The organism is Streptomyces sp. NPDC101165 (assembly GCF_044768135.1).
Lineage (GTDB): Bacteria > Actinomycetota > Actinomycetes > Streptomycetales > Streptomycetaceae > Streptomyces.
Window position 1 is genome coordinate 37,405 of the sequence record NZ_JBIWPG010000003.1, and the last position, 21,429, is coordinate 58,833.

Genomic DNA, 21,429 nt, shown 5'->3' on the forward strand with positions numbered 1-21,429 from the left:
CCGGCCCGGACGACGAGGAGTCGGTGCATGCTGCCCAGCATGCACCGTCCGTCCGGGCCGACCCCGTTTCACCACTGCCGGCTCAGCGCACCCGACCGCGAGGCAGCCGGGCGCGCGGTCGGCGGATCAGCCTTGGACGACGAACGTCTTGGCCCGGCCGGAGCGGCTGGAGCAGGACTGCTTCTCCTTCGCGGTCATCTTCCGGGACTTGACGACCACCGCGTTGCTCTGGCCGTCCGTTCCGTTCGGGGCAGGCCCCGTGATGACGTCGGGGACGAACCAGAAGTAGTGGCCCCACTTCCGGTCGTCGTAGTGGGTCTGCCAGGTGCCGGAGACGGTCTGCATCACCTGTGCACGGGAGAGCCAGCCGACCTCACCGGGCTTCACCGTCATGTTGACGGAGCTGGTCTCCGAGTGCGAGCTCGACCAGGTGTGGCTGTAGGTCGCCGTCACGCTGACATCGATGATGTCCGCGATCTTGCCGCCGACGGTCACGGACACGCCCGCCGAGTCCGTGGAACCGACCGTGTCGGACCAGGTCATCGACTGGGTGGCAGGCGAGGTGCTGCAGTTGTAGAGCGAGTCGGAGACCCGGTGGAAGTCCCCGAGGTACGCGTCGCCCAACTGCGGGTCGTTGAAGGTGCACTTCCCTTGCCCCGAGTCGCAGTCGGCTATGAGCTGTGCCCGGGTGGGCTGGTCGTCGGCCGAGGCCGGGGAGGCTATCGCCGCGACCATGCCCAGGGCAGCCGCCGAGAGCGCCAGCATGCGTCCGCTGTAGCGCATCCTGCGGTTGTTCGCCATACATGTGCCTTTCGCTGTGCATGAGGGGGGTCGGCGATTGCAGGAAGAGCGAATGAAGCCACCGCGATCACCGCCTGTTGCGATCTAGGAGCCGCAACAACTGACTTATTTACACCACCGGTTGATGAAATCCCAGCCATGGGCGCGCTTCTGCCTGTAAATGATCGGTGGAACCCGCTTCGGCTCCGCGATGACGTGCCACCCTCCCCGGCCGACGACCGCGGAGAGAGCCGCTGGAGTCACCCGCTGTGATGAGGCGGGACGCGGCGCTCGGAGCGCCTGAGCAAGCAGTGACGCCCTCCCTGCCCGCCGGGCGTCGAGGGGCATCTTTCGGCTGACCTTCGTCCCGCGCATGACCGGCGCAGCCACCGGCACCGCTCCAATGGCATGATCGGCTCTCGACCGCTATGACCAACATCTAACAATCGGCCGAACAATTGATACCTAGATCCTCGCGGGTGCTCTCGCGAACAGACGGCAGAACCGTGTTCGCCGCATGGCGTCAACCGCGGGCGATGCTGTGGGCCACGGCGGGTGTGGGGGCCCTCGGACTGCTCGTCGCGCTGGAGATCGCCGCCCGTCACTACGGCCTGCCGGGACCGATCACCAACCAGGTGAAAGGGGTGATATTCGCCCCCAAACCGGGTCCGCTCTATGCCGGTATGGCGTTGATGATGGTGGTGCTCACCTGGCGGCAACGGTTCATCGCGGCCGGTGTCGCGATCGGCATAGACGTCTTCTTCGTGCTGGTGCGGTGGGTGGTCGACGCCAGGGCGCCCGACGGTCAGTCTTTTGGCAGCGGCGCGTTGTGGGTGATGTTGGGCTGTGCGGTCATAGCTGTCACGCGCCGCACCGGCCGGGAGCGCGTCCTGCTGCTGAAGGGTGTCGGGCTGGGCCTGCTGCTGGTGGCCGCCCGCAAGACCGGCGACACCTGGCTGCTCATCACGGCGAAGACCCGCCCCCTGGTGCTCGACCCGTACGTGGCGACCGTCGATCACGCGCTGGGCAATCCGTCGTGGCTGATGGGCCGGATCGTCAGGGCCACCGACCCGATCGGCACCCATGTTCTCGACTGGGTCTACGCCCAGCTTGCGGTGGCCGCGGTCGTCGTCGCGCTGTACCAGCTGCGCAACGTGGCGGCCGAGCGCCGTTTTCCGCGTCATCATCTGCTGCGCACGTTTCTGGTGATCGGCCTCCTCGGTCCGGGCATCTACATGCTCTTCCCGGTGGTCGGACCGGTCTTCGCCTACGGCCCGGGCGCCTCCGGCACCGGCGGCGTCCAGTGGGCGGTGGCCAACCTGTGGCCGGACACGCCGCCGTCGATCAGTAGCCCGCACCCGGTGCCGTACGACTCGATCACCCCTCGCAACTGCATGCCCAGCCTGCACACGGCATGGGCCACCGCGATCTTCATTCATTCCCGCAAGGGCCCACGCGTTCTGCGATACGCAGGCGCGTTCTGGCTGATTGCCACGCTCACCGCGACGCTGGGTTTCGGCTACCACTACGGTGCGGACCTCATCGCCGGCGTGGTGTTCACGCTCACGATCGAGACGGCTCTCCGCGCGTTCGACCATGGCTGGGACCGGTCGGGACTCCAGCTGGTCGCGTACGGCACAACGGTTTTCACCGCGCTCCTGCTGTCGTATCGCTGTCTGCCGACGGAAATGGCCGAGCACCCGTACCTGTTCGGACCACTTCTCGTCCTGGCGATGGGCTCAGTGGTCTACGGCTACGCGCGAACCATCAAAGTGTGGGAACCGACGGCCGTACCGGCGCCGCAACCGGACCCACAACCCGAACTGGTCTGAATCATGTGATCTCGGGTTGCGGGTTCGGACAGCCACCGACACGCATCCCGCCGCCGTTGTCCTGCGGCGTGGGGTTGAGCGGATCGCCGACCACGCCGGCCAGGCGGCCGACTTCGCCGACCGGGTCCACTCCGAGGTCCAGGTCGGCTGCTGAGCATCGGCGGCCCGCTCGTCCACTACGCGCTGTTCCTCGTCATCGGCGGCCACGTCATGGGCCTGCTCGTCCCCGAAGCGCTCACCCGGCGCCTCGGGATCGGCGAGGAGCAGTACCACACCGTGGCCCTGACCCTGGGCGGCACGGCAGGCGTCGCCGCCGTCACCGTTCTCGGCGTGCTGCTGTACCGGCGCCTGCGCCTGCGCGTGCCCGCTGTACGCCGCGCCACCAGTCGCAGCGACCGCGTCACCCACCCGCTCCTGGCCCTCGTCCTGCTCGCCGGGCTCACCGCCACCGTCTCGTCGGCGACCATCCCTACGACTACCGGCTCGGGGCCGCCGTCTGGTTCCGCAGCCTGTTCACCCTCGACCCCGACGTCACCGCCATGGCGCACGCCCCGCTCGTCTAGCAGGTGCACGCGCTGCTCGCCCTGGCCCTCTTCGCCCTGTGGCCGTTCAGCCGCCTCGTCCACGCCTTCGCGCTGCCCCTCGGATATGCGGCCCGGCCCTATGTCGTCCACCGCTCCCGCGGCCGCGCCACTGCTCGCGACTGACCGCCGATTCCGGCCACTTCGGCCCGTCGACCGTCTGATCGGGATGTGTGGAGATCGCCCATACCCCGGCCGACAGCTCCTGGCTCGGCCCGAGCGAACCGGCCCGGTTCGCCTCCCCGGGCCGGTTCGCTCTCGACGGCACGCCTACGAGAAGTCGTCGCCGGAGCCGACGTTGCCTGAGGCGGCACGGGTGGCAGAGGTGCGGCGGCCGCCTCGGCGGTCGGAGCTGCGGCCTCCGGTCCCGGCCGCGCCCCCCGTGGCTCCGCCGGACGCCGTACGTCGGCCGGATCCGCGGACGACCTTGCCGGAGGCGGCGCCGGTGGCTGCACCGGCCGCGGACCGGCGGTCCGAGCTGCGGCCGCCCGCGGCGACAGCACCGCCCGATCCCGCCCGGCGGTCGGAGCTGCGGCCTCCCGTCCCGGTGGCCGCACCTGTCGGCGCCTTGGCCCCGCCGCCGTTCCGGCGTCGGCGGCCGGATCGCGTGCCGGGCTTGGTGTCGGTCTTGCGGTCCGGGCGGGACGCCGGCGGTGTCGCCGGCTGGGGGACCTCGATGGTGACGGCCACGCCGGACGGCTCACGGGCGCCGGTGATGGTCGCCAGTTCCGCGTCGCTCGACGTGACGCGGGCCGTCCGGGGGCGGATGCCCGCGTCCGACATGAGCCGGGTGACGTCCCGCTTCTGGTCGGGCAGGACCAGCGTGACCACGCTCCCGGAACCGCCGGCACGAGCCGTGCGGCCGCCCCGGTGGAGGTAGTCCTTGTGATCGGTCGGGGGATCGACGTTCACGACGAGGTCGAGGTCGTCGACGTGTATGCCCCGGGCCGCGACGTTCGTCGCCACCAGGGCGGTGACCTGGCCGTTCTTGAACTGCTCCAGGGTGCGGTTGCGCTGGGGCTGGGAACGGCCTCCGTGCAGTGCCGCGGCGCGGACACCGACGGCCAGGAGCCGCTTGGCGAGCCGGTCGGCGGACCTCTTGGTGTCGAGGAAGAGGATGACCCGGCCGTCACGGGCCGCGATGCGCGTGGTGACGGCCTTCTTGTCGGTCTCGTCCTGGAGGTGGAGCACATGGTGCTCCATGGTGGTCACCGCTCCCGCGGACGGGTCCACGGAATGCACCACGGGGTCGGTCAGGAACCGTTGCACCAGCCGGTCGATGTTGCGGTCCAGGGTGGCGGAGAACAGCATGCGCTGTCCGTCGGGGCGCACTTGCTGGATCAGCTTGGTGATCTGCGGCAGGAAGCCCATGTCGGTCATCTGGTCGGCTTCGTCCAGCACCGTGATGCGGACGTGGTCGAGCACGCAGTCCCCGCGTTCCACGAGGTCGTTGAGTCTGCCGGGCGTCGCCACGAGTACCTCGGCACCGCGCCGGAGCGTACCGGCCTGCTTGGTGATGGACAGCCCGCCGACCACGGTGGCCAGCCGGAGGTTCACCGCCGTCGCGTAGGGCGTCAGCGCGTCCGCCACCTGCTGGGCGAGTTCACGGGTGGGTACCAGCACGAGGGCGAGGGGTGCCTTGGGCTCCGCACGCAGCCCGGCCGTGCGGGCCAGGAGCGCCAGCCCGAACGCGAGGGTTTTGCCGGAGCCGGTGCGTCCCCGTCCCAGCAGATCACGGCCGGCGAGCGAGTTGGGCAGCGTGGCGGCCTGGATGGGGAAAGGGGCGGTCACGCCCTGCGCGGTGAGGGTTTTCAGCAGCCCCGCCGGCATGTCCAGACCGGCGAAATCCTCGACGGCGGGAAGCGCGGGTGTCGTGCTTTCCGGCAGCCGGAATTCCTGCGGCGACGACGTGGACGGTCGGGGCGACGTCGAGGCGCGCCGGTTCGGCTTCTGGGACCTGCGGGACATGCGGTTATCTGCCTTCCTGGAAACAGCACAAACCGAGGTCCGCACCATGACGGTGCGGACCCCGGTGAGCGGATACGCGTCCGGCGATCAGGCGGGGACGATGTTCTCCGCCTGCGGGCCCTTCTGGCCCTGCGTGACGTCGAAGGAGACCCGCTGGCCCTCCTGGAGCTCACGGAAGCCCTGGGACGCGATGTTCGAGTAGTGGGCGAACACGTCCGGACCGCCGCCGTCCTGGGCGATGAAGCCGAAACCCTTTTCAGAGTTGAACCACTTCACGGTTCCCTGTGCCATGACCTTCTCCTTCAGTAGGCAGAGGCCCCATCCGGAGATGCCGGAAAACAAATAAGCGCCTGAGGAAAAACATTATCCGTCAGGCGCGCATAGGTTCATGGGTACCACAACTGCAATGCTAAAACCCTAGCACAGCTCGGCGGTCCGTGATGCATGATCGGTGCGCCCGCACAGCCGACCGATCACCCTTCAGAGGTTCGCCGTGTGGTCGGGGACATAGGTCTGCAGGTCGCGCGGCGGCCGCTCGTAGCCGGTGGACGGCGGCCGCTCCGGGAGCTCCAGCACCGGGGGCGGCACCTCGTGGTACGGCAGGGAGCTCAGCAGATGGGCGATCATGTTCAGCCGCGCCCGCCGCTTGTCGTCGCTCTCCACGACGTACCACGGCGCCTCGCGGACGTCGGTGTGCACCAGCATCTCGTCCTTGGCCCGCGAGTACGCCTCCCAGCGGGTGATCGAATCCAGGTCCATCGGCGACAGCTTCCAGCGCCGCAGAGGATCGTCCAGCCGGCGCCGGAACCGCTCCTGCTGCTCGGTGTCGCTCACCGAGAACCAGTACTTGCGCAGCAGGATCCCGTCCTCCACCAGCATCCGCTCGAAGATCGGGCACTGGCGCAGGAAGAGCTGGTGCTCCTCCTTGGTGCAGAAACCCATCACGTGCTCGACCCCGGCCCGGTTGTACCAGCTGCGGTCGAACAGCACGATCTCCCCCGCTGCGGGAAGGTGCTCGACGTACCGCTGGAAGTACCACTGGGTGCGCTCGCGCTCAGTGGGCTTGGGCAGAGCCGCGATCCGTGCCACCCGCGGGTTGAGGTACTCGGTGACCCGTTTGATGGTGCTGCCCTTGCCCGCCGCGTCCCGCCCCTCGAAGACCACGACCAGGCGGGCGCCCTCCGTCCGCACCCACTCCTGGAGCTTGACCAGCTCCGTCTGCAGGCGCAGCAGTTCCTTCTCGTACATCTCGCGCGGCAGCTTCGCCGCCTTCTTACCGGCCATGTCGCCTGCGTACCCCTGAGCGCAGCGGAGTTCAACACCATGACCGTACGTGTCGGCATCGACGGCTTCGGCCGCACCCGAATACTCCACCTTCGGGCACATCGGGTGCGAGATCGTCCACGACGACAGTTCGATCACCGTCGACGACCTGCGCTCGCTGACGCCGCCGAGCACGCCCCGGAGGCGTCCACGAGCGGCCCCTGTGGCCCGCCCGCGTTCACTGCCGGTGCCGCACGAAGCTGAGGTAGGCGAACCCCTCGCCCTCGCGTGGCGCACGGGTCCAGGACCGTGTGGTGAAGGTGCGGAGCCGGCCCTGCGTCAGCGCGAAGCGGGGGAGCGAGAGCCCGAGTTCGGTGTGCAAGGCCTCCAACAGACGTATTTCGTCATCCAGTTCAGGATCTCCAGGGCGGAACAGCCGTGCGGGGTCGAGAGCCTCGGGTATCGCGCCGGAGTGCTGGATCTCCGTGCCCCGCACGGTGAACGCGTAGAGCTCCACGCCCTGTTCGGCCACCGACAGGTGCAACGTGGCCGCGTGGGCACCCGGGGACGAGCCCCCTGGGGCGCGCCACACCACCACCGCGCGGCCGGACGAGGAGGCAGCCGGAGCGGGGGACAGGAACAGGTTGCTCAGATGGCGGTGGGAGTGGCCGTCGAAGGCGAAGGCCCACCCTTCGGGGGTGCGGCCGACAGCGACCACGGCCCGGTCCTCCCAGAGTTCCACACCCTCCCGCTCGTGGGGCCTGGGTGCCTGCCAGGCGGCCATGCGCGCATCCGCGGGCGCGCTCAGTTCGGCGCCCTCCTCGCCGATCAGGGCGGGCAGCCGGGCGGGGTCGATCCCCTCGACCCAGACACACCGGTAGCCGTCGAGAGGCTGCCGGTTCCCGGCAGGCTCCGTCAGCCAGGTGAGGCCCGGCGGGTCGAGATCGGGCACCGGCTCCGGAGCGGGCCCCGTCTCCCCGGCCCGCGGTGTCGCGAGGATCTCCCGCCCACGCTCCGGGGTGATCAGCGAACCCAGGACCGGATCGGCGAGCAGGCCGATCGGGGCGATCAGCAAGGGCCCGGGCGCCTCCCACAGCGGGAGCGCGTCCCGCAGCACCCGCCACGCGGCGTCGGTCGCCCCCCAGCGGGCCGACTCCCGGGCCTCGGCGACGGCCCGGCCCCATGGACCGGGAGGCGCGTAGCGATGGGTGCCGTCCCGCATCACGCCCAGTACGGCTTCGGCGGTCTTCCGGGCGACCCCGCGTGCGGCCATCATCCCGAGCCAGTGGTCGTCCCCGCCCAGCCGCCATTCGCCGCGTGCCGGCGTCATGGCCGCCACGGGCAGAAGCTCGGGCAGGTAGCGCGGGTCGGCCACCAGGTCGCCGTAGTCCCGGGAGTTGTACGGAGCCAGCAGATGCCGGAGCTGGTTCAGCAGGACGGCACTCCGTCGCCGTCCGAAGGACAGCGCTTCCTCGAACAGGGGCAGGGCCTCCTCGTACCGTCCGCGCAGGGCCAGCAGGCGGGCCTCCTCCACATGGGCGTCCTGGGTGCGCGTGGTCGCGTTCACGAAGCCGGGTCTCCCCGCCCGATCGGAGTGGAAGCCGCGGTACATGGCCTCCATGTACGCGCGGAACGACGGGTAACGGTCCGGAAATTCACCGCTCCAGCCCTTGTGGACGTAGAGCGCCCACTCGCCGTCCTGGTCGCTGTCGCCCGGGTCGAGCAGAGCGGACGACATGTCGGAGTCCGTCTCCAGCCGCAGCGCCCGTTGCCACATCCCGGCCAGCAGGACGTCCTCCCTGCGCGGGTGGTCGCCCAGGTTCTCCTCGTACAGCGGGGTCAGGTCGTAGGGATCCCGGAACCAGTCGATGTCCGCGGCGCCGCCGAGCTGATACACCCCGGCCGACTGGTCCACGTGCCACCCGTCGCTCACGGCCAGGAACTCCCGGTACGAGGGCGGCAGTCGCCGCCCCAGCCGCTCCTCGGCCGCGGCGATCGCCGCCTCGTCCGCCCCGGGCCGGCCCAGCGGGACGAGGGTCTGCCCGTCGTCCTCGTCCTCGCGCGGGACCCACTCCGCCTGCCAACGTCCAAGGAAATCATGCCAGTTGAAAGACTCGCCACTCATGGTCGGATGGTGTCATCCAGCACTGACAACGGCGCCCCGACTCGCTTTTCAGGATCCCGCACAGGGACTGCCGGTCCGGCACCGACGGCCGTTCTTCAACCGGAATCCTCAGGGGCGCAGGCCCGCCCGTCTGAGTGCGACCTCGGACAAATCGGAGATGGCTCGCTGGTCCTTGCGGCGCCAGGCGTCGGCGAGGCCACCCGGCGGGGTGGGGACCGCAGCGAGGTCGCGCTGCGGTCCGGTGAGGGCGCGCAGGGCGAGCAGGTCGGCGCCTCCGGGGGTGTCGAGGAGGCGTCGGGTGGTGGCGCTGTGCCGGATCCATCGCAGGCGCGGAGGAAGCCACAGCAGCAGTACGAAGGCCACAGGGAGGACGATCAGAGCGACTGCGGTCAGGGTGGCCACCTGGTCCACGATGTGCTGCAGTGACTGTCCGGCGTCGGCGAGACCGGTGCCGGCGCCGGCGGCGGACTGGAGCGGCTTTTTCAGGGAGCCGCCGATGAGCGGTACTTTCGAAGCCGCGTCGGCGGCGTCGTCGAGGCCGGTGGCCAGGTCGTCGCCCGCGCTCTGCGCCTTCCGTCCCGGCTCGGCCAGCAGCATGATCGCATCGTGGACGGTCAGGGCGAACTCCACCGCGGCCGCGATCAGGGCCGCGGCGATCAGGTCCGCGAGCACCTGCCGGCTCCGACGTGCCGGGGTCTGGGCGTAAAGGCGCATGGGCGTGCTCCTGCTCCGGTGACGGCATCGGAGACGGCCGGGCTCCGGCAACGGTCAGTTCTGACGTCGTGGTTCGGGGTTCGACCGGCCGCTTGACGGTATGTGGGAATCGACTCTTCCACTGGATTCCACAGGCGCAGGTCCTCGACACGGTGCCGGCTTGGCGCAGTGAGTGGCGCGGTCGCCATCCTTTCGAACAGAAAGGAAGTCAAATGCCCTTGAGTGCATGAAATCCTTGGATATGCCCCACATATTTAGATATGCCCCGATAGCAGTGATGTGGTGAATATAGGGCATATATGCTATTGTTAATGTTTGTCTGATGAAGTCCTTGTGGGGCCAGAAGTTCAAAATTCACGCAACACATTTTGGGCCAGCCCCTGAGGGGAGCGGGCAGTGGCGCAGGCAAGTCCGGACAAGACGGCCCACGTGCTGGGCGTCGACATCGGCGGGACCGGTATCAAGGGAGCGTCGGTCGACCTTGAACAAGGCAGCCTCATCGGTGAGCGGGTCCGGATCCCGACCCCGCATCCGGCGACCCCGGAGGCAGTCGCGGACGTGGTCGTGCAGGTGCTCTCCCAGATAGGCGTCCCAGGACCGGTCGGGCTGACACTCCCGGCCGTCATCCGGGGCGGCAAAGTCCAGACGACGGCCAATATCGATCCGGCCTGGATGGAGACGGACGCGGCCCAGCTCTTCGCGCAAGCGACCGGCCGCGACGTGAAGGTGGTGAACGACGCCGACGCGGCCGGGATCGCCGAGATGCGTTTCGGCGCCGGCAAGGGACGCAAGGGCGTCGTCGTCATGGTGACGCTCGGCACCGGTATCGGCAGCGCCGTCTTCTCCGACGGGTTCCTGGTGCCCAACAGCGAGTTGGGACACCTGCCGCTGCACCACATGGATGCCGAGGACTGGGCCGCGGAGTCGGTGCGCGAGCACGACGACCTGTCCTGGAAGAAATGGGCGCACCGTCTGGAGGCGTATCTCGAGCTCGTCCAGCGGCTGCTGTGGCCCGACCTGATCGTCATCGGCGGCGGCGTCAGCAAGAAGGCCGACAAGTTCCTGCCGCACATCGAGCTCAGGACCGAGATCGTGCCGGCGCAGCTGTTGAACGATGCGGGCATTGTCGGCGCGGCACTCTTCGCCCCGGCCGGGAAAGCTCAACCCTAGTCTTCCGCGATCGATTTGAGCGCAGGGGCAGCACCTTCAGGGAGGCTCGCATTGAGCAGCAACGACCTGGAAACCCTTTCCGTCAACACGATCCGCACGCTGTGCATGGACGCCATCCAGGCGGCCGACTCCGGCCATCCTGGGACACCGATGGGAATCGCCCCGGTCGCGTACACGCTCTGGCAACGCTTCCTGCGCTTCGACCCGGCCGACCCGATCTGGCCCAACCGCGACCGCTTCGTGCTGTCGGAAGGACACGCCTCCGCGTTGCTCTGGTCGCTGCTGCACCTCGCCGGCGTGCAGACCGTCGACCCCGACTACGAGGTCCTCGGCCGACCCGCCGTCACCCTCGACGACCTCAGGACGTTCCGCCAGCTCGGCTCGCACTGCCCCGGGCACCCGGAGTACCGGTGGACCAGCGGCGTGGAGACCACGACCGGCCCGCTCGGCCAGGGCGTTGCGACCTCGGTCGGGATGGCGATCGCCGGGCAGTGGCTCGCCGCCCGGTACAACCGTGAGGACTTCACCGTCTTCGACTTCGACGTGTACGCGATGGCCGGCGACGGCTGCATGATGGAGGGGGTCTCCTCGGAGGCCGCCTCGCTCGCGGCCCACCAGCGACTGTCGAACCTCTGCTGGATCTACGACTCCAACCGGGTGACGATCGAGGGCCACACCGACATCGCGTTCACCGAGGACGTGGCGGCCCGGTTCATCGGCTACGGCTGGAACGTCACCACCGTGGCCGACGCCAACGACCTCGAGGCCGTGGCCCGCGCGCTGCACACCTTCAAGTCCGAGGACGAGCGCCCGACGCTCATCGTGGTGCACAGCCACATCGGCTACGGGTCGCCGGTCGAGGACACCCCGAAGGCGCACGGCGCGCCGTTCGGCGTGGAGGGCGTCAAGTCGACGAAGCGATTCCTCGGCATGCCGGAGGACAAGGACTTCTTCGTTCCCGACGGCGTCTACGAGCACTTCGCCGCAGGAGTCGGCGCGCGCGGTCGCGAAGCCCGGACGAGCTGGGAGGCTCGCATCGAGGCCTACCGAACCGCCCATCCCGAGCTCGCCGACGAGCTGGTGCGGATCCAGCGGCGTGAACTGCCGGAGGGCTGGGAGTCGGCGCTGCCGACATTCCCGGCCGACCCCAAAGGCATCGCCGGCCGTGACTCCAGCGGTCAGGTGCTCAACGCGCTTGCCCAAGCCGTGCCGTGGGTGCTCGGCGGGTCGGCGGACCTCTCGCCGTCGACCAAGACCGACCTCAAGTTCTCCGGCGCCGGCGACTTCCAGGCCGATGACCGCTCGGGGCGCAACCTCCACTTCGGGATCCGCGAGCACGCCGCCACCGCGATCACGAACGGGATGGCGCTGACCAAGCTGCGCCCGTACTGGTCGGGGTTCCTGATCTTCTCGGACTACGCACGCGGCGCGATACGGCTTTCAGCGCTGATGGAGATCCCGGTCGTGCACATTTTCACCCACGACTCGATCGGGGTCGGCGAGGACGGTCCCACCCACCAGCCGGTCGAACAGCTCGCGTCGCTGCGCGCGATGCCGGGGCTGCTGGTGTTCCGCCCGGCCGACGCGAACGAGGTCGTCGAGACCTGGCGGGTCGTCGCCGCGCTCAGGCACGAGCCGGCGGTGCTGGTCCTTTCCCGTCAGGCACTGCCGACCCTCGACCGCTCCGAGATGGGGGCCGCATCCGGGGTGGCCAGGGGAGCCTATGTTCTGGTCGACGCGGCGGATCGCAAACCCGACGTCATCCTGCTCGCCACCGGGTCGGAGGTGCAACTCGCGCTCGCGGCCCGTGACGAGCTCGCCGCCGAGGGCCTCGCGGCTCGCGTGGTCAGCATGCCCTGCTGGGAACTGTTCGACCGTCAGTCCAAGGAATACCGCGACTCGGTCATCCCGCCCGGGGTCAGGGCCAGGGTCGCCATCGAGCAGGCGGCGACTCTCGGCTGGGACCGTTACGTCGGTGACGGCGGCGCGGTCGTCGGCATGCACACGTTCGGGGCATCGGCGCCGCTCAAGATGCTGCTGACCAAATTCGGCTTCACCCCCGAGAAGGTCACCCAAGTCGCCCGCGAGTGCGTGGCCGCCGGCAGGGAGCAGGCATGAACGTGACCCAGGCGCTCCATGAGCAGGGCCAGAGCATCTGGCTGGACAACATCACCCGTTCGATGCTCGATACGGGCCAGATCCAGCACTACATCGACCAGTACTCGGTGACAGGGCTCACCTCCAACCCCTCGATCTTCGACAAGGCGATCGGCTCCGGCGACTACGACGACGCGATCCGCACGAAGGCGGCGGGCGGGCTCAGGGGTGAGGAGCTGTTCTTCGAACTGGCCATCGAGGACCTGCAGCGGGCCGCGGACCTGTTCCTGCCCATCCACGAACGCACCGACGGCGTCGACGGCTGGGTCTCGCTGGAGGTCTCGCCACTGCTCGCCTACGACACGCAGCGAACGGTGGCGGCTGCCAAGGCGCTGCACGCCAGGGCCGACCGGCGCAACCTCTTCATCAAGATCCCCGGGACGCCCGAGGGGCTGCCGGCGATCGAGGAAGCCATCGCCTCGGGCGTTCCGGTCAACGTGACGCTGCTGTTCTCGGCAGACCACTACCGGGCCGCGGTCGACGCCTACCTGCGTGGCGTCGAGCGCCGGGTGCAGGCCGGCCACGACCCCGCTGTCGGCTCGGTCGCGTCGGTGTTCATGTCACGCTGGGACGTGGCGGTCAAGGACACCGCACCGGCCGGCCTCGCCGACTCCCTCGCCCTCGCCGTCGGCCTCGACGTGTACCGCACGTACCGCGAAGTGATGAGCTCGCAGCACTTCCAGCGGCTGGAGAATGCCGGCGCGCGCATGCAGCGGCTGCTCTGGGCCAGCACGAGGACGAAGGACCCGGCCGCCTCCGACACGCTGTACGTCCACGGTCTGGCCGCGCCGTTCACGGTCAACACGATGCCCGACGACACCCTGAAAGCCTTCTTCGACCATGGCGAGATCGGAGAGACGCTGCCGTCGGACGGGGGCGAATCCGAGGAAATGCTGGCCCGCTTCGCGGACGCGGGCGTCGACGTCAAGGCGCTTGCCGCCCAGTTGCAGAGCGAAGGCGCCAAGTCCTTTGTCGCGGCCTGGAACGACCTCATGGAGCGAATCGACGTGCAGAGCAAGGCCGTGGCCTGACGTCGGCGCTGAGCGGCCGGACGGAACCCATCAGATCAGAGGAGCGAGCCATGCCATCGACAGTGCTGCGCCAGCGTTCTGCGTGGAAGGCGCTCGCGGACCATTACTCCGAGATCGCCGGGCGCCACCTGCGCGAGCTGTTCGCCGCCGACCCGGGACGCGGCGAGCGGATGACGGCCGAGGCCACCGGCCTGTACCTGGACTATTCGAAGAACCGGATCACCGACGACACCTTGCGGCTGCTGCTCCGACTCGCCGAGGAATCGGGACTGCGCGAGCACATCGACCAGATGTTCGCCGGCGATCGGATCAACGTCTCGGAGCACCGGCCGGTGCTGCACGTGGCGCTGCGGATGCCGAAGGAGTCCTCGCTCGTCGTCGGCGGAGTGGACGTCGTCGCGCAGGTGCACGAGGTGCTCGACCGGATGGAGGCGTTCGCGGACCAGATCCGCTCGGGCGCCTGGAGAGGCGCCACCGGCAAGCCGATCCGCAACATCGTCAACGTCGGCATCGGCGGCTCCGACCTCGGGCCCGTCATGGCCTACGAGGCGCTGCGCCATTACAGCCGGCGCGATCTCACGTTCAGGTTCGTGTCCAACGTCGATTCGACGGACATCGTCGAGGCGACCCGTGATCTGGCCGCCGAAGAGACGCTGTTCATCATTTCCTCGAAGACGTTCGGGACGCTGGAGACGATGACCAATGCCCGCTCCGCGCGTGACTGGGTCCTGGCGCAGCTCGGTGACGAGGCGGCGGTCGCCCGGCACTTCGTGGCGGTGTCCACGAACGCGCAACGGGTCACCGAGTTCGGCATCGACACCGCGAACATGTTCGGCTTCTGGGACTGGGTCGGCGGGCGCTACTCGATGGACTCCGCGATCGGTCTCTCGACGATGCTCGCTGTCGGTCCCGACAAATACCGCGATCTCCTCGCCGGATTCCACGCGATGGACACGCACTTCCGCACCGCGCCGTTCGAACAGAACCTGCCGGTCCTGATGGGACTGCTCACCGTCTGGTACGGCGACTTCTTCGGCGCCCAGAGCATCGGCGTGATGCCCTACGACCAGTACCTGAAGCGCTTCCCGGCCTACCTGCAGCAGCTCACCATGGAGTCCAACGGCAAGCACGTGACGCTTGAGGGCGTGCCAGTGGACTACCAGACCGGCGCGGTGTACTGGGGGGAGCCGGGGACCAATGGGCAGCACAGCTTCTACCAGCTGATCCACCAGGGCACCAAGCTGATCCCGGTGGACCTGATCGGCTTCGGCAAGTCGCTCAACCCGCTCGGCAGCCACCACGACATCCTCACGTCGAACGTCTTCGCCCAGGCGCAGGCGCTCGGCTTCGGCAAGACCGAGGACGAGGTGCGCGCCGAGGGGACGGCGGAGGATGTGGCGCCGCACCGGGTGATGGAGGGCAACCGCCCGACGAACGTGCTGCTGGCCGAGGTGCTCACCCCGTACCGGCTCGGCACGCTGGTCGCGCTCTACGAGCACAGCGTGTTCACCCAGGGGACGATCTGGGGGATCGACTCCTTCGACCAGTGGGGCGTCGAGCTCGGCAAGGTGCTTGCTGTCGCGATCATCCCGGAACTCGAGAGCGCGACCGAGCCTGAGCTCGGCCACGACTCGTCCACGAACGCGCTGATCCGGCACTACCGCACGCTCAAGGACTAGGAGGCACCACATGGCGACAGACAAGCCCATGCAGCTCGGGATGATCGGGCTCGGCCGGATGGGGGCGAACCTGGTGCGCCGGCTGATGCGAGACGGCCACCATTGCGTCGTGTCCGACGTCAACGCGGACGCAGTCGCCGAACTGGTCGGCGAGGGTGCGACGGGCGCAGACTCACTCCAGGATCTGGTGGCGAAACTGGACAAGCCACGGGCTGTGTGGCTCATGCTTCCGGCCGCGATCGTCGACTCCATCCTCGACCAGCTCGGGCCGTTGCTGGAGCCCGGCGACATCCTCATCGACGGCGGTAATTCCTACTACCGCGACGACATCACGCGCGCCAGGCGTCTTGCCGACAAATCGCTGCATTACGTCGACTGCGGGACCAGTGGTGGGGTCTGGGGACTGGAGCGCGGCTACTGCCTGATGATCGGCGGCGAGGACGAGGTCGTGGCCCATCTCGACCCGATCTTCAAGACGATCGCTCCCGGCGAGGGCAGCGCCGAGCCGACGCCGAGCCGGTCCCGGACCGACGGCACCGCCCCGCTCGGGTACCTGCACTGCGGGCCGAACGGTGCCGGGCACTTCGTGAAGATGGTCCACAACGGGGTCGAGTACGGGATGATGGCCGCGATCGCCGAGGGCCTCGCCATCATCAGGCGCGCGAACGCCGGCCAGAGCCGGCAGGAGGTCGACGCGGAGACGACGCCGCTGCGCGATCCGTGGGCCTACCAGTACGACATCGACGTCGGTGAGGTGGCCGAGGTCTGGCGGCGCGGCTCGGTCGTCGGCTCGTGGCTGGTCGACCTGATCGCCGACGCCTTCGCCAGGTCGCCCTCCCTCGACGACTTCGCCGGGCGGGTCTCCGACTCCGGGGAAGGCCGCTGGACCGTCCTCGCCGCGGTGGACGAAGGCGTCCCGGTACCGGTCATCACCACCTCGCTCTACGAGCGCTTCGAGTCCAGGCAGGCCGGGGAGTTCACCGACAAGATCCTCTCGGCGATGCGCTCCGAGTTCGGCGGGCACGCCGAGAAGAAGGGCTGACCGCCGTGCATCACGAACTCGAGGTCGTCGCCGACCCCGACACGGTCGCCGGCACCGCGGCGGCGTTCGTGGCGCGGCTGGCCCGGGCCCGCGTACAAGCCCACGGCCGATTCACGTTCGCCGTCAGCGGGGGACACACACCCTGGGCGATGTTCGCGCGGCTCGCACATGAGGACGTCCCCTGGGAGCACGTGGCGGTGTTCCAGGTCGACGAGCGGGTCGCGCCCGACGGCGACCCGGACCGTAACCTCACCCACCTGCGGGAGAGCCTCGGTGCGGCCCCGGCCGAGGTCATCGCGATGCCCGTGAACGACACCGACCTCGACGCGGCGGCCGCCGCCTACGGACGGTCGCTGCCCGAGCGATTCGACCTCGTTCACCTGGGCCTCGGCCCGGACGGGCACACCGCCTCCCTGGTGCCACGGGACCCGGTGCTCGAAGTCTCGGACCGGCCGGTGGCCCTGACGGCGCCCTACCTGGGCCACCAGCGCATGACACTCACCTACCCTGCGCTGGCTCGCGCCCAGCAGGTGCTCTGGCTCATCACCGGAGCGGACAAGCACGAACCGCTCTCGAGGCTCGTTGCGGGAGACCGGTCGATTCCCGCCGGCCGGGTCGAGGCGGCGGCGTCGCTCGTCCTCGCGGACGCGGCGGCGGCCGGCCGGGATCCTGCTCGCGTCGGCGCCCGGCCGCCGGCAGGACCATGATGCCCGACCCCATTGCCGTGCCTGCTCCGTAAGGAGGATGAGGTGGCTTCGAACTCGTCGAACGTTCCCGCAGACGTGCTGGTCATTTTCGGGATCAGTGGCGACCTCGCTCGTAAGATGACGTTCCGCTCGCTCTATCGCCTTGAGCGGCGCAATCTGCTGACCTGCCCGATCGTCGGAGTGGCGCGCGACGACTGGTCCGACGACGCGCTGCGTGAGCACGCCCGCGCGGCGATCAAGGCAGCGGGCGAGCCGCTGGATGAAGGCGTCCTGGCCCGGTTCGCCGCCCGACTCAGCTATGTGCAGGGCGATTACGCCGATCCGGAGACGTTCCATCGCCTCGCCCGGGCGGTCGACGGCAAGCAGCACCCGGTCTTCTATCTGGAGATCCCGCCCTCGCTGTTCGCCCGGGTGGTCGAGGGTCTGGCAGGCGTCGGGCTGACCAAGGGCGCCCGGGTTGTCGTGGAGAAACCGTTCGGGCACGACCTCGCGTCGGCGCGCGCCCTCAACGCCGAGCTGCGTCAGCTCCTCGATGAGGACCAACTGCTGAGGATCGACCACTTCCTCGGCAAGGAGCCGGCGATGGACATCCAGTTCCTGCGGTTCGCCAACTCCGTGTTCGAGCCGGTGTGGAACCGCGACCACATCTCCTGCGTGCAGATCACCATGGCCGAGGACTTCGGGGTCGAGGACCGCGGCCATTTCTACGACCCGGTCGGCGCGCTCCGCGACGTCGTGCAGAACCATCTCCTGCAGCTGCTCGCCCTGGTGGCGTCCGAGCCGCCGTCGGCCGCCGATGCGGACGCGCTCCGGGACCGCCGGGTCGATGTGTTCCGGGCGATCCCCGACGCCGATCCGGCCCACTACGTCCGCGGGCAGTACGAGGGGTACCTGGAGGTCCCCGGCGTGCAGCCGCGCTCGCGCACCGAGACCTTCGTCGGGTTGCGGCTGGAGGTCGAGAACTGGCGCTGGTCCGGGGTGCCGTTCTTCATCCGCGCCGGCAAGTCGCTCCCCGAGCGAGTGACCGAGATCCGGATCGTGTTCAAGCGCCCGCCGCGGCTCGCGTTCGCGGAACGGTTCGCGCCCGAGCCCGGCCAGTGGATCCTGCGGATCGATCCGAGTCCTGGCGTGAACTTCCGTATCCAGGCCAAGCAGCCGGGCAAGCAGGACACGCAGTTGGTGGACCTCGACCTCCTCTTCGAGGCCGCGCTCGGTGAGGCACCCGAGCCGTACGAGCGCCTGCTCAGTGATGCAATGCAAGGCAACGCGAGCCTGTTCACCCGGGAGGACTCGGTGGAGGAGACGTGGCGAATCGTCCAGCCACTGCTGGAGGTACCCGGCGACCCCGAGCGCTACCGGCAGGGGACCTGGGGACCGGCGGAAGCGAGCAAGCTCGTCGCCGGATATCCGCCCTGGTACGAACCATGGCTGCCGGCGAGGTCTCCCGACTGACACGGCCGCGCCCCGGACACACAACGGACATCCCCCGCGCGAGTGGCACACACGGGGCCGTCAGTTGGGTTCTGACCTGCGCCTCGCTGTCCTGGAGTCCCCACCGGACCTGATTGACGCCTCGGGGAGCTTTCGACATCAGCGACAGTGCCGGCACCACGACATTGCGGAGCTGCGCGCTTTGTTGTCGGATTTCGACCTGGTGGATGAGCGCAGGATCGGGGTCGCCACGGTGAACGGCCACCTGTCGCAGGCGGTGCAGTTGCTGGCCCGCTAGCGGTAGCGGTCACAGCCACTCGTTGACGGCCGGGATCAGCACCGTGGCGGGAAGTCACCGCGTTGCCCGGCCGTGATCACCAGCGGCATCGGCTTCCGGGATTGCTCGACCGCGAGGTGGATCTCGGTGGTCGGGCCGCCGCGTGAGCGTCCGATTCCGCGGTCAGCGGACTCGGTGAAGACGCCGCCCGGTGGCGCGACCTGCAGATCCCTTTTTTGGTCCCGGGCAAGATGGCACTCCCTCACCCGTTGGCAGCCGCAGCCCAGGCGGCAGGCATCCCCGAGAAGCTGGGGTTCGCGACCAAGTCCGCCCTGGCCACCGAGATGATCGGCCATGCCCTGGATGCCGACGTCCCGGCCGCGTGGGTCACCGGCGACGAGGTCTACGGCGGCGACCCGCACCTGAGCGCCGAACTGGAGCGGCGTCAGATCGGCTACGTCCTGGCCGTCTCGCGCAAGCGGGCGATCCCCACCCGGCGGGCGACTTCCGGGCTGGTGCACCGGCCCACGGTCTACCGAAGAGGGCCTGGCAGCAGCTGTCAGCGAGAGCCGGCGCCAAAGGCCACCGCATCCACGACTGTGCCCAGGGCGACGTCGACAGCCGGCCCGCCGGTCCGGGCCACCGGTGACTGCTCACCCGACGGAACCGACGCACCAGTGAACTCGCCTTCCGTCGCTGCTACTCGCCCCACCTGGTCCCGCTGTCCACGTTGGTCAAGGTGGCCGGACGCCGCCGGACCGTGGAAGAGACCCTCCAGGCCGCCTAGGTGTATTGACCTGAAGCGTTGTTCACACGGCTGATGGGTGGCCGGCCGCCGAGTGCGGTGTGGCAGCGGTGGTGGTTGCCGGTGCCGGAGAGGATCCGCCTTCGTGAGAGCAACCAGGTTCACCTGGGCATGCGGACCTCGGTGAGAGCTCTCATTGAAAGCCACGATTCGATACGCGCTCACACAGCCGAGGTGGCGGAAACTCTGTCTGCTGTCCTGAGCCGATACCTGTTGGCACCAAAGGCCGGCGCAACTGTCTGCCCCAGGGCAGCGACACGTACAGGAGGCCAGTGTTGAGTGCGGACCGTTGCAGGTCCCGGGTGAGATCAGTGTGCGCGGTGCGTTCCTGCCCGGTGCGGGCGCATGGGTCTGATGAGCCGGTCCCCGTCCTCAGGCCCTCGCGGGCTCGCCCGGCCTTCCGACGGTGATGGCTGATGCCCGGTCGCAAGGAGCGCGAGACGGCACGTCTTGAGGGGTGGGGGGCGGCGCGTCTGACCCGGCCGAGCCGAGGATGGTGGCTGGGTGCTGGACTTCTTGTGTCAGCCGCGATCGTGGTCGCTGTCTCGCGGCGGCAGGAACTCGTGGAGGCGTCCCGCCTCATCGCCCGGGTGCGCCTGCCCGAAATGGCCGTCGCTGTGGTGTTCGAGGCGCTGTCGATCACGTGTTTCGCCGCTGTGCCGTGGCAGTTGCTGCGGGCGGGCGGCGCATGGTGGCGCCTGCGGCGCGTGACTGCGATCACGGTGGCTGCCAACGCCGTAGCCGGCGCGTTGCCCGGAGGGGCGGTCTTCTCGACCGCCTGGGTCTTCCGGCAGCTGTGCCGACGGGGTGTCGAGCAGGTGCTCGCGGCCACGGTACTGGTGGTCGCCGGTGCACTGTCGGCGGTCAGCCTGTTCGTTCTGCTCGTGGTCGGCATGTTCACCGTTGGCTCGGCCGGGTCGAGCGCCGTGGTGCGCCTGGTGGTCGGTGTGCTGGCGTCGGCGCTCCTGAGCGGGGTGGTGGCCTTCGGTCTGTTCCGCTTCAGGAGCTTCCGCAGTGCGGTGCGGCGGATGTGGACAAGGGCAGGGCTGCGCTCCGAGCGTCTGCAGAAGGCGCAGCAGGCGCTGGTCCGCCTGGTCGACCAGGCGCGTGAATTGCAGCTCGGTTTCCGGCCGTGGTTGTGGCTGTTGTCTCTCGCACTGCTGAACTGGGTTTTCGACGCCGCGTGTCTGGCCGCCTGCCTGTGGGCGTTGGGTACCGGTGTGCCCTGGCACGGATTGCTGCTCGCGTACACGCTCACGCAGATTTCCGGCAGCCTGCGCCTGACTCCCGGCGGCCTGGGCGTGGTCGAGGCGAGTCTGGCCGCGCTGCTCGTCCTGTACGGCATGAGCCCGGGCGCTGCGATCGCGGCGACGCTCTTGTACCGGGCTGTCAGCTTCTGGGCGCTGCAACCGCTGGGCTGGGCATGTTGGTTCGGCGTGACCTTCCGTGCCGTACCGGAGGGTCCCACGGACGGCGGCACGCACGGGCACGGGGGCGAGAACCCCCCAGAGGGAACGGGGACATGAAGCACACCCGGACCAGCCACTGCCGAGACCTCGGACACTGGGTCGTCCAGCGCCGAAGACGGGGGTCCACGATCACCCGTGTACCGGCGTGTCGAAGAACGCCGTCGATGCAGAGGAGACCGTGGCTCACCTCGCTCTCTGCGGTCATCACTGTCTTCGTTCAGGACGACTCCGGGAGACGGCTCGTGCGGAGGGCCGTTCGGGCACCTCCGAGGGCTGTGGGGCCCGTGAGCAGGTTCGCGTCGGATGCCACCCGGGCCTTTACCGCAGGACGGGCGCGGCTCGTCAGGCGGGCTCATCCTGGAGTTGGACGAGCCGCCGCACGCGAACGTGACACCGCC

General features: G+C 69.1%; 18 protein-coding genes and 1 pseudogene. 13 read left to right on the plus strand and 6 right to left on the minus strand.

What is annotated here, in order from left to right:
• Nucleotides 1–126: 126 nt before the first annotated feature.
• Complete coding sequence (locus tag ACIRVH_RS06780) at nt 127–801, minus strand: hypothetical protein (protein ID WP_403948859.1); 675 nt, start codon at nt 799–801, stop codon at nt 127–129.
• A gap of 515 nt (nt 802–1,316) precedes the next feature.
• Here ACIRVH_RS06780 and ACIRVH_RS06785 point away from each other — a divergent pair.
• From ACIRVH_RS06785 to narI, 3 genes and pseudogenes are all read left to right on the plus strand, one after another.
• Entirely contained in the window at nt 1,317–2,612 is a 1,296-nt protein-coding gene (locus tag ACIRVH_RS06785; RefSeq protein WP_403949919.1) for a phosphatase PAP2 family protein, read from the plus strand.
• Nucleotides 2,613–2,628: 16 nt separating this feature from the next.
• The gene (locus ACIRVH_RS06790; protein WP_403948862.1) at nt 2,629–2,766 is read left to right on the plus strand and encodes a hypothetical protein; all 138 of its coding nucleotides are present in this window, start codon (nt 2,629–2,631) and stop codon (nt 2,764–2,766) included.
• Nucleotides 2,757–3,319, plus strand: a pseudogene (narI, locus tag ACIRVH_RS06795) (respiratory nitrate reductase subunit gamma); the annotation flags it as partial. The gene ACIRVH_RS06790 and the pseudogene narI, both read left to right, overlap by 10 nt.
• Before the next feature lie 144 nt (nt 3,320–3,463).
• Here the strand turns inward: narI and ACIRVH_RS06800 are convergent.
• The 5 genes from ACIRVH_RS06800 to ACIRVH_RS06820 form a co-directional block, all read right to left on the minus strand.
• On the minus strand, nt 3,464–5,161 hold the full coding sequence (locus ACIRVH_RS06800; RefSeq protein WP_403948864.1) for a DEAD/DEAH box helicase: 1,698 nt from the start codon (nt 5,159–5,161) through the stop codon (nt 3,464–3,466).
• 87 nt (nt 5,162–5,248) lie between these two features.
• Nucleotides 5,249–5,452, minus strand: a complete 204-nt coding sequence (locus ACIRVH_RS06805) for a cold-shock protein (RefSeq protein WP_055635265.1) — start codon at nt 5,450–5,452, stop codon at nt 5,249–5,251.
• Between the two features lie 189 nt (nt 5,453–5,641).
• On the minus strand, nt 5,642–6,445 hold the full coding sequence (gene ppk2 / locus ACIRVH_RS06810) for a polyphosphate kinase 2 (RefSeq protein WP_403948867.1): 804 nt from the start codon (nt 6,443–6,445) through the stop codon (nt 5,642–5,644).
• A 217-nt stretch (nt 6,446–6,662) separates the two neighbouring features.
• Entirely contained in the window at nt 6,663–8,549 is a 1,887-nt protein-coding gene (locus ACIRVH_RS06815) for an SMI1/KNR4 family protein (protein ID WP_403948870.1), read from the minus strand.
• Nucleotides 8,550–8,657: 108 nt separating this feature from the next.
• Nucleotides 8,658–9,263, minus strand: a complete 606-nt coding sequence (locus ACIRVH_RS06820; RefSeq protein ID WP_403948873.1) for a hypothetical protein — start codon at nt 9,261–9,263, stop codon at nt 8,658–8,660.
• A 429-nt stretch (nt 9,264–9,692) separates the two neighbouring features.
• Between ACIRVH_RS06820 and ppgK the strand changes: the two genes are divergently transcribed.
• From ppgK to ACIRVH_RS06870, 10 genes are all read left to right on the plus strand, one after another.
• Nucleotides 9,693–10,433: a polyphosphate--glucose phosphotransferase gene (gene ppgK / locus ACIRVH_RS06825; protein ID WP_403948875.1), complete on the plus strand. Its 741-nt coding sequence runs from the start codon at nt 9,693–9,695 to the stop codon at nt 10,431–10,433.
• A gap of 51 nt (nt 10,434–10,484) precedes the next feature.
• Nucleotides 10,485–12,551 carry a transketolase gene (gene tkt, locus ACIRVH_RS06830; RefSeq protein WP_403948877.1) on the plus strand — a complete coding sequence of 689 codons (2,067 nt, stop codon included), beginning with the start codon at nt 10,485–10,487 and terminating at the stop codon, nt 12,549–12,551.
• Nucleotides 12,548–13,621: a transaldolase gene (gene tal, locus ACIRVH_RS06835; protein ID WP_403948880.1), complete on the plus strand. Its 1,074-nt coding sequence runs from the start codon at nt 12,548–12,550 to the stop codon at nt 13,619–13,621. The genes tkt and tal overlap by 4 nt, the downstream gene beginning before the upstream one ends.
• A 50-nt stretch (nt 13,622–13,671) precedes the next feature.
• Complete coding sequence (pgi, locus tag ACIRVH_RS06840; RefSeq protein WP_403948882.1) at nt 13,672–15,300, plus strand: glucose-6-phosphate isomerase; 1,629 nt, start codon at nt 13,672–13,674, stop codon at nt 15,298–15,300.
• 10 nt (nt 15,301–15,310) lie between these two features.
• Nucleotides 15,311–16,342, plus strand: a complete 1,032-nt coding sequence (gnd, locus tag ACIRVH_RS06845) for a phosphogluconate dehydrogenase (NAD(+)-dependent, decarboxylating) (RefSeq protein WP_403948884.1) — start codon at nt 15,311–15,313, stop codon at nt 16,340–16,342.
• Between the two features lie 5 nt (nt 16,343–16,347).
• Nucleotides 16,348–17,049 (plus strand): 6-phosphogluconolactonase, encoded by a 702-nt coding sequence (pgl, locus tag ACIRVH_RS06850; protein ID WP_403948885.1) that lies wholly within the window; start codon nt 16,348–16,350, stop codon nt 17,047–17,049.
• A 42-nt stretch (nt 17,050–17,091) separates the two neighbouring features.
• A complete protein-coding gene (zwf, locus tag ACIRVH_RS06855) occupies nt 17,092–18,501 on the plus strand; it encodes a glucose-6-phosphate dehydrogenase (protein ID WP_403948887.1) in 1,410 nt (469 codons plus the stop codon).
• A gap of 64 nt (nt 18,502–18,565) precedes the next feature.
• Complete coding sequence (locus ACIRVH_RS06860) at nt 18,566–18,778, plus strand: hypothetical protein (RefSeq protein ID WP_403948890.1); 213 nt, start codon at nt 18,566–18,568, stop codon at nt 18,776–18,778.
• A gap of 230 nt (nt 18,779–19,008) precedes the next feature.
• Nucleotides 19,009–19,578 carry a transposase gene (locus tag ACIRVH_RS06865; protein ID WP_403948892.1) on the plus strand — a complete coding sequence of 190 codons (570 nt, stop codon included), beginning with the start codon at nt 19,009–19,011 and terminating at the stop codon, nt 19,576–19,578.
• 502 nt (nt 19,579–20,080) lie between these two features.
• Nucleotides 20,081–21,088 carry a YbhN family protein gene (locus tag ACIRVH_RS06870; protein WP_403948895.1) on the plus strand — a complete coding sequence of 336 codons (1,008 nt, stop codon included), beginning with the start codon at nt 20,081–20,083 and terminating at the stop codon, nt 21,086–21,088.
• Nucleotides 21,089–21,429 lie beyond the last annotated feature (341 nt).